The 11,396-nt window shown below is 72.0% G+C and carries 8 protein-coding genes and 1 pseudogene; 3 read left to right on the forward strand and 6 right to left on the reverse strand.

The features are described from left to right. Positions 1 to 612 (reverse strand): helix-turn-helix transcriptional regulator (locus G6R25_RS16645; RefSeq protein ID WP_163553728.1); only part of this gene is annotated, 612 nt, incomplete at its 3' end. Positions 613 to 710: 98 nt separating this feature from the next. Between G6R25_RS16645 and G6R25_RS16650 the strand changes: the two genes are divergently transcribed. Further along, positions 711 to 1,166, forward strand: coding sequence for a VOC family protein (locus tag G6R25_RS16650; protein ID WP_235948752.1), 456 nt, complete (start codon positions 711 to 713; stop codon positions 1,164 to 1,166). A 44-nt stretch (positions 1,167 to 1,210) separates the two neighbouring features. Here the strand turns inward: G6R25_RS16650 and G6R25_RS16655 are convergent, their stop codons facing one another. Next, on the reverse strand, positions 1,211 to 1,768 hold the full coding sequence (locus G6R25_RS16655; protein WP_136448683.1) for a DinB family protein: 558 nt from the start codon (positions 1,766 to 1,768) through the stop codon (positions 1,211 to 1,213). A 200-nt stretch (positions 1,769 to 1,968) separates the two neighbouring features. Further along, positions 1,969 to 3,141: an amidohydrolase family protein gene (locus G6R25_RS16660; protein WP_163553729.1), complete on the reverse strand. Its 1,173-nt coding sequence runs from the start codon at positions 3,139 to 3,141 to the stop codon at positions 1,969 to 1,971. A gap of 434 nt (positions 3,142 to 3,575) precedes the next feature. Between G6R25_RS16660 and G6R25_RS16665 the strand changes: the two genes are divergently transcribed. Both G6R25_RS16665 and G6R25_RS16670 read left to right on the forward strand, forming a co-directional pair. Then, positions 3,576 to 5,144, forward strand: a complete 1,569-nt coding sequence (locus G6R25_RS16665; protein ID WP_163553730.1) for a type I glutamate--ammonia ligase — start codon at positions 3,576 to 3,578, stop codon at positions 5,142 to 5,144. Between the two features lie 202 nt (positions 5,145 to 5,346). Next, a complete protein-coding gene (locus G6R25_RS16670) occupies positions 5,347 to 8,742 on the forward strand; it encodes a pyruvate carboxylase (protein ID WP_163553731.1) in 3,396 nt (1,131 codons plus the stop codon). Positions 8,743 to 8,792: 50 nt separating this feature from the next. Here the strand turns inward: G6R25_RS16670 and G6R25_RS16675 are convergent. From G6R25_RS16675 to G6R25_RS16685, 3 genes and pseudogenes are all read right to left on the reverse strand, one after another. Then, positions 8,793 to 10,134, reverse strand: a pseudogene (locus G6R25_RS16675) (bifunctional glycosyltransferase family 2/GtrA family protein). Between the two features lie 254 nt (positions 10,135 to 10,388). Next, complete coding sequence (locus tag G6R25_RS16680; RefSeq protein ID WP_163553732.1) at positions 10,389 to 10,799, reverse strand: hypothetical protein; 411 nt, start codon at positions 10,797 to 10,799, stop codon at positions 10,389 to 10,391. Next, positions 10,796 to 11,179, reverse strand: a complete 384-nt coding sequence (locus G6R25_RS16685; RefSeq protein ID WP_136447989.1) for a hypothetical protein — start codon at positions 11,177 to 11,179, stop codon at positions 10,796 to 10,798. Before G6R25_RS16685 ends, G6R25_RS16680 begins: the two co-directional genes overlap by 4 nt. Positions 11,180 to 11,396 lie beyond the last annotated feature (217 nt).

The following is an 11,396-nucleotide window of genomic DNA, read 5'->3' on the forward strand; positions in this document are numbered from 1 at the left end:
ATTTACGATCCCGGCGATCTGATTCGAATCAGCCATGGCGAGTTTCGGAAAAACTCCCAGGTACCAGGTGCCGCTTTTGAGCACGACGCCGAGCGGGTCGAGGACACGGTCGACCTCGCGGGGGGCCCGCCAGCGCCGGTAGGTGACCCGCAGGCGGCGCTGCGCCCAGACCGCGTCGGCGACCTCGGCGAGCAGTGGCGTGTCCTCGGTCGCCCGGAACCAGCTGGGCGCGTCGAGGTGGAAGCGCTCGCGGACCCGGCCGGCCCGCTCGCGCAGCGGCTCCGGCAGCGTCGCCATCAGCTTCAGCTCGGCCGCCGCGAGCATCGCGCCGAGGCCCAGCTCGGCGGCGGCGCCCGGCATCCCGGCGAGGAACAGCGAATCGGCCTCGTCCGCGGTCAGCCCCGTCAGCCGGGTGCGGTAGCCGGCGAGCAGTCGGTAGCCGCCGGTGACGCCCCGGTCGGCCAGCACCGGGACGCCGGCCTGCGCGAGGGCGTCCAGATCCCGGTGGACGGTCCGGACGGACACGTCCAGCTCGTCGGCGATCTGGCGCGCCGTCAGTTTGCCGCGAGTCTGTAACAGCATCAGGACGGACAGCAGCCGGCTGGCACGCACGCCCGCATTCTCGCGCGCCAATCCTGCCAGGGGAAGTCAGGTATCCCGCCCAGGATGGGTGGAGCAGGCAACACCACCAGGTCCGATAGGAGATGACCATGACGGGAACGGAGACGGTCGGCGGCGCGGCGACCGAGGAGGCGACGTCCTCGCCGGGCGTCACGCCGGCGGCATGGGCAGGGCTGATGCTCGACTGCCCGGACGCCACGGAGCTCGCGACCTTCTACGGCGAGCTGACCGGTTGGGGCGTCGGGGGTGCGGACGACGGGGGCGCCTGGGCCTACCTGACCCCGCCGGGCACCGCGCTCACGTTCGGGTTCCAGCGGGTGGCGGACTACCGGCCGCCGCGCTGGCCGGACCAGGAGGTGCCGCAGCAGTTCCACCTGGACTTCCGGGTCGCGGACCTACCCGCCGCGATCGCCCGCGCCGAGGAGCTCGGCGCCACCCAGGCGTCGTTCCAGCCCGGTGGCGAGCGCTGGCGGGTGCTGCTCGACCCCGCCGGTCACCCCTTCTGCCTGTGCCCGCCGGCCCCCGCCGACGCCACGGCCGGCTGATCGGCGGGCGGCGGGTCGGCGTACGGCCCGGAGTGTGGGTGCCGTCAGCCCATGGTGCGGGCGCCGTCGAGGGCCTCACGCAGGATGTCGGCGTGCCCGCAGTGATGGGCGGTCTCGGCGATGAGGTGCAGCAGGACCTGCCGCACCGACCAGCTCGCACCGGGCTCGAACCAGGGCGCCGCGGGCAGCGGGTGGGCGTCGTCGAGGTCCGCGACCTCGGCGACGATCCGCTCGGTGCGGCGGGCAACCTCGTCGAAGCGGTCGAGCACACCGGCCAGCGTCTCGCCGGGCAGCAGCCGGAAGCCGCCGTGGAACTCATCCTGGCGGGCCGCCATGCCGCCGTCGAAGGCCGAGGCGCCGACGAGGACGAAGTCCAGCCACTGGTGCTCCATGACGGCGACGTGCTTGACCAGGCCGGCGAGGGTCAGCTCGCTGACGGTGGTGCGCCGCCCGGCCTGCTCGTCGTCGAGGTTCTGCACGGTGAACCGGAGGAAGAAGCGGCGCTGCGCCAGGCTCGCCAACAGGTCGGCGCGCTCGCCGGTGGGCGCGGGCCTGGCCGTGGCCGGTGTGGCGGGAGTCGCGTCGGTTCTCGTGGTGGTCATCGCCTGTTGCCCTTCGTCGTCCGTCTGATTGGGGTCGACGCTAGGGGCACTTCCGGTCAGAATCTGACCTCAATTATGGCTGGGAGAGATCCGGGCCGCGCAGGGGTGGGAAATGCGGGAGGTTGACGACGGTTCTCCGCGGCCGCCACCGTTACTCGACGTTAATCGTCTACGACTCCGAGTAGATAGAACCTAGTCGTCTAAGGCAGGTCGTAGACGCGCCGGGCGTTGTCGGCGCAGATGAGTCGGGCGATCCGGGCGGCGTCGGCGGTGGTCCAGGCGTCGTCGTCGATGCCCTCGGCGAGGAAGACGGCCAGGCCGCGGCGGAACAGCGTCGCGCCAAGCAGGAACAGCTCGCCGAGGGCGTAGGCGTCGGTGGAGAACAGGAACTTGCCGAACGGGGCGAGTTCGAGGGCCTGTGCGATCAGGCCGATGGAGCCGCGCCCGGTGTTGTTGATCGCGAGCCCCAGATCGAGGTGAACGTTGGCGAAGACCTGGGTGAGATAGGCGGCCTCGCGGTGGAACGGATAGCAGTGCAGTAGCAGGACAGTGACCTCGGTCGGCGCGATCGCCCGCAGCAGGCCGGTGAGCAGCAGCGGGTTGCCGCGGGCGAGGTCGAGATCGGCGTCGCCGTAGCCGACGTGGATCTGCACCGGCAGCCGCGCCTCGACCCCGCACCAGATCAGGAACGAATGCAGGACGGGGTCGTGCAGCCGGATCGGGGCGCCACCTCGGATCTTGTTGATCCAGGTGCGGGTGGCGGCGGAGACCTCCCGATCGGTGGGCCGCCGGGCCGGCAGGTCGAGCCCGGCACGGTAGGCGGCGACCGATTTCACCGCGACCGTCGACGGGGTGCGTTCCGCCAGCCGGGTGCGTACCGCGTCGGCGAGGTGGGTGACCCCGATCTGCCCGGTGAGCACGTCCACGGCTGCTCGTTCCGCGATCCGTTCGAGGCGCACGACGTCGAGACCTCGTCCGCCGGCGAATGCGGCGAGGTCCTCGGCGCAGGTGAGCGGCTCGGGCTGGAAGCCGGTGTCGACGCAGAAGGTGGTGATTCCGGACGCCCCGAGCAGCCGCCGGTGCACCTCGGTGTGGCCAAGCTCGGCCCGCCGCTCCAGGTAGGTCTCGGGGTCGGCGTGCGGCGGCAGGTCGAGCGCCGGGGCGCACCAGCGCCGCACGGCGAAGCCGATCTGGCTGTCGAACACCGTGGTGCCGGCCGGGCCGGGTCGATCGGCCTCGGTGAGCATGCCCTCGAACTCCGGGCGGGTGAGATCGCGCCGGACGAGGCCGTGGCAGTGATGGTCGACGAGCTCGTGATCGACGAGTGCGTGATCGACGAGATCAGGTTCGCCGACGCCTCCGGAGCGCCCCATCCCTGACTGGTCCCCGCTGGGCGGTGGGACCATGCCTAGCCAAGGATGTCACTTTGCGTAATCCACACCTGCGTGCTGCGACTGTGGATAACTTGTGGATTACTTCGGCCTACCTGGGGACAGTCGAGTCGAACATTGGTGATGTTGACGTGTTTTCAAATCTTCTTGTCGGGGCGAAAGCTGTGGACAACTGTTGACGGCCGCCCGGATGCACGGTGGGCATCTCCGGCGAGATCATGGTTGAATATCACTGTACGTGACAGCCGGATCGGTGTGGGCGGGGTCTCGTCCGGCGCCTCACCCGCACATCGGGCCCGCGGTCGCGCGAACTATGGTGCCAGGTGAGACCCAGCGAGGGTGGGATCCGTGGAGAAGGCGACATTCGTGGGACAGCGATCTCCGTGCCACTCGAGGCCTCCGCGGGAGGGGCGATCATGATCGGCCCTGCGTGGGATCGGGCCGCGCCGCGGATCAGCGCCACCGACGGCCGCGAGCGCGACCGGCTCGCCGCCGCGGCTCGGCACGCGGCGACACACCTGGAGGTGCGCGGGGTCGTGTGCGTCGCCTGCACCTTCGTCGACAACAGCGGCATCACCCGGATGAAGGGGGTGCCGGTTGGCCGGTTGGACGCGGCGGTGGTCTGGGGCATCGGCGCGTCCCCCGTGTTCGACGCGTTCGGCGTCGACGACAGCATCACCGCCGGCCGTTTCGCCGGCGGCCCGGTCGGCGACCTTCGGCTGCATCCGGACCTGGACCGGCTGACCGCACTCGCCGCCCAACCCGGGTGGGCGTGGGCACCGGTGGATCGACGCGATCAGACCGGCGCGCCCCATCCCCAGGACGCCCGGGATCTCGTCCGGGTCGAGGCGGTGCGCCTGGCCGGACGCGGGCTGCGGGTCGCGATGGCCTTCGAGATCGAATGGGCCGTCGCGCCGGCCGGCGCCGACGGGTTCGTCCCCGCCGCCCGCGGCCCCGCCTACGGCATGACCCGCGTCGCCGAGCTCGGCGACTACCTGCGCGACGTGGTCATGGCGCTGACCGAGGAGGGTCTCGTCGTCGAGCAGATCCATCCCGAGTACGCGGCCGGCCAGTTCGAGGTCTCGGTCGCCGCGCAGGACCCGCTCGGCGCCGCCGACACCTGCGTGCTGGTGAAGGAGACTGTGCGCGCGGTCAGCGGGCGCCACGGCCTGCGCGCCTCGTTCGCGCCGAAGGTTCTCGCCGACGGCGTCGGCAACGGCGGGCACGTCCACCTGAGCCTGTGGGGCGATGGCGAGAGCGACGGCGGCGACAGCGTGACCGAGTCCGGCGTGACCGAGTCCGGCGTGATCGGGTCCGGCGGGTACGGGGCGGGCCCAGGGCCGGCGGGCGCCACGGCACTGGGCGCCGCGGTGCCGGGCGGGTGGAACGGCGGCGGCCGGGACAATCTGCTGGGCGGCGGACACGTCCCGGGCGGGCTGACGGCGACCGGCGAGGCGTTCGTCGCCGGGATCCTTGCCCGGCTGCCGGCACTGATGGCGCTCGGCGCGCCGAGCGTGGCCTCCTACCTGCGGCTGGTGCCGTCCCAGTGGGCCGGGGCCTACGCCTGCTGGGGGTCGGAGAACCGGGAGGCGGCGCTGCGGATGATCCCCGGGCCACCGGCGGCCGCGGGCCGGGCGGCGAATCTGGAGATCAAGTGCTTCGACCTGGCCGCCAACCCCTACCTTGTGGCGGCCGGGCTACTCGCCGCCGGGCACGCCGGCCTGGACGACGAGGCGCGGCTGCCCCCACCGGTCGACGTCGACCCGGCCTCGCTCGGCCCCGCCGAGCGGGCCCGACGCGGCATCGCCCGGCTGCCGACCGACCTTGGCGCGGCCGTCGCCGCCTTCACGGCCGACGACGTGCTGCGCCGCGCCTGCGGACCGGCGCTGCACGACACCGTCGCCTCCGTCCGGCGGGCGGAGATCGACCGGTTCGCCGGTGCCGACCCGGCCGTCGTCGTCGCCGCCACCCGCTGGCGCTACTGATCGTCTGGCGACCACCCGCACCCCGGCCCGGGCCCGACTTGAGGCATGGGGTCCCGGCCGGCGGGGCGGGGGTCCGATCGCATAGCGCCGTCCTTGTGGTGACGTTAGCCCGAACAGTCGATCGTGACCCCCGACACGTTGCTTTGGCGCGTGGGAGCGTTACGCCCTCACAATGATGCGCACCCTGTCCGAGGAGGCGCGCGTGCGCAAGGTTCTGGTCGCAAACCGCAGTGAGATAGCCGTCCGCGTCTTCCGAGCCGCTCAGGAGCTGGGGCTGCGCACCGTCGCGGTCTACACCCCGGAGGACGTCTCCGCGCTGCACCGGACGAAGGCGTCCGAAGCCTACGAGCTCGGCGGGCCGGGTCATCCGGTGCGGGGCTACCTCGACATCGACGCGCTGCTCACAGTGGCCAAGCAGGCGGAGGCGGACGCGCTGCACCCCGGCTACGGCTTCCTGTCGGAGTCGGCGGTGCTGGCGGAGGCGTGCGCGGCGGCGGGGGTGACCTTCGTCGGCCCGCCGCCGTCGGTGCTGCGGCTGACGGGGGACAAGGTCGCGGCACGCGACGCGGCGATGGCGGCGGGCCTGCCGGTGCTGTGTGCGTCCGTGCCACTGCCGGACGGGGCGGGCGCGGCGCAGGCGGCCGAGGAGGTCGGGTTCCCGCTGTTTGTGAAGGCGTCGGCGGGCGGCGGCGGGCGAGGGCTGCGCCGGGTGGAGCGCGCCGCGGACCTCGCCGACGCGGTGGGCAGCGCCTCCCGGGAGGCCGCGGCGGCGTTCGGCGACGGGACCGTGTTCCTGGAGCAGGCCGTGGACCGGCCCCGCCACATCGAGGTACAGGTCTTCGCAGACTCCTATGGCAACATCATCCATCTGTTCGAGCGGGACTGCTCGGTGCAGCGCCGCCATCAGAAGGTCGTCGAGATCGCCCCGGCGCCGATGCTGGACGAGGCGGTCCGGGCGAGCATCTGCGCGGACGCGGTCCGCTTCGCCCGGCACGTCGGTTACGTCAACGCCGGCACCGTCGAGTTCCTCCTGGGCGCCGACGGCCGGTACACGTTCATGGAGATGAACCCGCGCATCCAGGTCGAGCACACGGTCACCGAGGAGGTCACCGGCGTCGACCTGGTCGCGGCGCAGCTGCGTATCGCCGACGGGGAGAGCCTCGCCGATCTCAACCTCGGTCAGGAGCAGATCGCGCTGCGCGGCACCGCGATCCAGTGCCGGGTCACGACGGAGGACCCGGCGGACGGCTTCCGGCCCGACACCGGGACGATCAGCTTCTACCAGTCCCCGGGCGGCCCCGGCGTCCGCCTCGACGGTGCGACCTACGCCGGCGCGGAGATCAGCCCCTACTTCGACTCGTTGCTGGTGAAGCTGACCGCGCGGGGCAGCACGCTGGAGAAGGCGGCCCGGCGGGCGCGCCGCGCGCTCAACGAGTTCCGGATCCGCGGTGTCCGGACCAACATCGACTTCCTGGGCAGGGTGCTGACCGACCCCGACTTCCTCGCCGGCGGGGTGACGACGTCGTTCATCGACGAGCGTCCGGAGCTGCTGCCCGGCCGGAGCACCGACCAGACCAGCCGGACGCTGGCCCGCCTCGCCGAGAGCACCGTCAACGGGTTCCGCCGCCCGGCGACCGCGCTGGTCGACCCGCGTACCCGGCTGCCGGAGCTGCCCCTGCTGCCCGACGGGCAGGCAGTGCCGATCGGCACCGGCTCGCGGCAGCTGCTCACCGAGCTCGGTCCGGCCGGCTGGGCGGCGCGGCTGCGCGCCCAGGAGGCGCTGGCCGTCACCGACACCACGCTGCGCGACGCTCATCAGTCGTTGCTGGCGACCCGGCTGCGCAGCTTCGACATCCTGGCGGCGGCGCCCTCGTTCGCCGCCCTGACGCCGAACCTGCTCAGCCTGGAGGCGTGGGGCGGGGCGACGTACGACGTGGCGCTGCGCTTCCTGGCCGAGGACCCGTGGGAGCGGCTCGCGGCGCTGCGGTCCACCGCGCCGAACCTGTGCCTGCAGATGCTGCTGCGCGGGCGCAACGCCGTCGGTTACACGCCGTACCCGGACGACGTGGTGCGGGCGTTCGTCGCCGAGGCCGCCGCGACCGGCGTCGACCTCTTCCGGATCTTCGACGCGCTCAACGACATGGAACAGATGCGCCCGGCGATCGAGGCGGTCCTGGCGACCGGCACGGCGATCGCCGAGGGCACCCTGTGCTACACCGGCGACCTGTCCGACCCCGGCGAGCAGATCTACACCCTCGACTACTACCTGCGCCTCGCCGAGCAGCTCGTCGCCGCCGGCGTGCACGTACTGGCGATCAAGGACATGGCCGGGCTGCTGCGTCCCACCGCGGCGGCGACGCTGGTCACCGCCCTGCGGTCGCGCTTCGACCTGCCCGTCCACCTGCACACCCACGACACCGCCGGTGGCCAGCTCGCCACCCTGCTCGCCGCGTCCGCGGCCGGGGTGGACGCCGTCGACGCCGCCGCCGCGCCGATGTCCGGCGGCACCAGCCAGGTGAACATGTCGGCGCTGGTCGCCGCGACCGACCACACCCCACGGGCGACGGGGATTGCGCTGGCCGCCCTGTCGTCGATGGAGGCGTACTGGGAGGCGGTGCGCGACCTGTACGCGCCGTTCGAGGCGGGCCTGCGGGCGCCGACCGGGGCGGTGTACCGGCACGAGATCCCCGGCGGGCAGCTCACCAACCTGCGCCAGCAGGCGATCGCCCTGGGACTGGGGGAGCGCTGGCCGGCCGTGCAGGAGGCGTACGCCGTCGCCAACGAGCTGCTCGGCAAGCCGATCAAGGTGACGCCGACCAGCAAGGTCGTCGGCGACCTGGCGCTGTTCCTCGTCGGCGGCGGGGTGGACGTCGCCACGCTGCGGGAGCATCCGGAGCGCTTCGACCTGCCGGCGAGCGTGCTGGGCTACCTCGCCGGGGAGCTCGGCACCCCGCTGGCCGGGTTCGCGGAGCCGTTCCGGGAGCGGGCGCTGGCCGGCCGCCATCCGGCTCCGCCCGCCGTCGACCTCGACCCCGCCGACGCCGCCGAACTCGCCGTTCCCGGCGCCCGGCGCCGCTCGGCGCTGTCCCGGCTGCTGTTCCCCGGCCCGTGGAAGGACTACCTGGCCGCCGCCGACAGCTACGGCGACTCCTCGCTGGTCCCGACGGAGCCCTACCTGTACGGGCTGCGGCCCGGCGCCCCGGTGGCCGTCATGCTGGAGCCCGGGGTAGAGATCATCATCGAGCTGGAGACGCTGTCCGAGCCGGACGACGCCGCCATGCGGACCCTCTACCTTCGGGTCAACGGCCAGCCCCGCCCGGTCCGGGTCCGGGACACCTCCATCACGGCGACGACGGCCGCGGCCCGACGGGCCGACCCGAGCGACGCGAACCAGATCGGCGCCGGGCTGCCCGGCATCGTCACCTTCACCGTCGCCGCCGGGGACGCCGTCACCCAGGGCCAGAAGCTCGCGGTGGTCGAGGCGATGAAGATGGAGGCGGCGGTGACCAGCCCCGTCGCCGGCACCGTCGGCGAACTCGTCCGCGCCAGCGGCGACTCCGTCGAGGTCGGCGACCTGCTGCTGGTCATCCGCCCCTGACCGGCGTCTGGCGTCTGTGCTGCGGGTCAGATCCTGTGCGCTGGGGCGGGTCAGGATGCTTCGGGTGTCGCCGGGCGGGCGCGGAAAACCCAGGCCCGCAGCAGCAGGAACCGGATGACGGTGGACAGCAGGTTCGCCAACACGAGGACCGTGACCTCCAGACCGCGGCCGGGATGGTCGCCCGCTGCGTGCAACGCCGCGTGCGAGCCGCTGGTCAGCCCCAGCCCGATGGCGAACACCACGAGGCCCTGCAGGTGGTGGCGGCCGGCCTGGGCCGCACCGGTGAGACCGAAGGTGAGCCGCCGGTTCGCTGCCGTGTTCGCCACCGGGGTGATGAGCAGCGCCAGCAGGTTCGCCGCCTGGGCGCCGGTGGCCGTCCGCAGCAGGACGAACAGCACCAGGTAGGCCAGCGTGCTGGCCACCCCGATGACCGCGAAGCGAATCAGCTGGCCCGGCAGCCCCCGTGGTACTCCCGGCACCTGCACCCCTCCCGCCGCCGCGCCGCCGCTGCCGTCCGCGCCGTCCATGGCGACGCCGACTCCGGCCGCCGTGGTCAGTGGCCCTCGGCCGAACTCCCGGCGCAGCTCAACCAGCGGCAGCGCGCCGGTACCCAGCGCCCGCAGCAGCCGGACGACCCCCTTGAGGTCCGCGATCGCCGTGTTGAGCACGTCGACCCGGCTGTCCGGGTCGTCGATCCAGTCGACGGGCACCTCGTGGATGCGCATCCCGGTCCGTTCGGCGAGGACGAGTAGCTCGGTGTCGAAGAACCAGCCGGTGTCCTCCACCAACGGCAGCAGCGCCGCGGCGGCGTCGGCCCGGATCGCCTTGAACCCGCACTGCGCGTCGGAGAACCGGGCGGCGAGTGTCCCGCGGAGCAGCAGGTTGTAGCAGCGGGAGATCACCTCCCGGCGCGGACCGCGCACCACTCGGGAGGTACGGGCGAGCCGGGTGCCGATCGCGAGATCCGAATGCCCGCTGATCAGCGGCGCGACCAGCGGCAGGAGCGCGGCGAGGTCAGTCGACAGATCGACGTCCATGTAGGCGAGCACCGGCGCCGACGACATCCCCCAGGCGGTGCGCAGCGCCCGGCCGCGGCCCTTGGCGTCCAGGTGCACCGTGCGCACTCCGGGCAGCTCCTCCGCCAGCGCCACGGCGATCTTGAGGGTGCCGTCGGTGCTGGCGTTGTCGGCGATCGTGAGCTGGAACGGGTAGGGGAACGTGTCACGCAGGGGCGAGATCGTTCTCCTCGTTGTAGACCGGGATGACGACATCGAGCACCGGGAGCGGTCGGCCGTCGTCCTCCACTGCCGTGCTGGCGTGCGTCTGCTCCACGGGAACGCGCTGCGTGGGGGCACCGGTTCCGGTCGCCGAGGAAGGCATCCACGTCGTCATGCCCCTCACCCTCGGTTGGCGAGCTGTGCCACCCGTGTGCCGATGCTGTGCGCCGCCTGTGAGACTCGAGGCCGCGCCCCGAGCAGGCCCTTACTGGCACGTGGCTCGCTTCTGTGATGACCCGACGCCGCCATCGCACACGTCCAGGACGGGGACCGCGACGGCGGTCGTCGGTGTGCAGTGCACTCGGCGACCACCGTCGCAGTCGGTACTGGCGGTGCGTCCGCTACTCGGCACCCGAAACGAGGGATCGGCTACCGCGCATCGCGGCCGAACGTTTCGGGTAGGCGTAGGGGCGGCAGAGCGAGCAGCGGGTTATCGATGGTCCCGTAGCCGCAGGTAACCGTCTCCCCCTGGACGGCACTGTAGGCGTTGACCACCCGCACGGCTCCGGCGACGGTCGGCCACGGCCCCGTGGTCACTCGCGACACGACGGTCTGAATGCTGTCGAGTGCGACGTGTACGAGCCCGGCGTACTCCTCGGCGCTTTCGGGGAGGTCGACGAGAGCGAGATCCATGCACGGGATGGTCTCCGAGCCCTTCTCGCGGATCGCGAGATCAGTGCCCTGCACCGAGATCAGCGACAGGCCTGGCGGCAGACTGCCGGCCAGGTTTCTGACCAGGAAATCCACCGTGGATCTGGTGGTATCGCGAAAAGTGCTCACATTGAGCACCCATTCTGTGCGGAGGTGTAGACATTGCCGGTGTCCGAGACGAGTGTAACGGAGATGGACATTCGATAACCGGGGCGCGCGATCGAGGCAGGCAGAGAGCCGTGCGGGAAGTACGGGTAGTGCCCGTTCTTTCTGTCCTTCACCTTGCTCCCGGCGTATACCGAGATCCGGTACACGCCTGGCTCCCGTGCGGTCGGGATCATCCTCCCGCCCCAGACGAAAGACTCCCCGGATCCCGTTCCGAGATTGATGACACCGCTGTTGCCGGCGAACGTCGGATGGCTGCTGCATTTGGACAGCGGGACGATGGCCGATGCCGACACGGCCGTCCCGATCAGCGTCGCGGTGACCCCGAGCACAAGGGGCAGCAAAGTGAAAGCTATTCGCTTCATCAAATCTTCGCCCTTCCACGGATCATGCGGGTGTTCACCAAAGCATTAGGTTCCGCGCCGCATCAAATCCTTGGCTGACCACCCACGCCCAACAACAGCCGCGCAGGATTCGCCGACGGCGTCCTGCGCGGTCTCTCGCGACTTCGGCCGTGCCGCCATGCCTAGCCGACGACCCGACTCTCCGTTCAGGTCGCCG

Origin of the sequence: Candidatus Frankia alpina (assembly GCF_902806485.1) — a bacterium.
GTDB lineage: Bacteria > Actinomycetota > Actinomycetes > Frankiales > Frankiaceae > Frankia > Frankia alpina.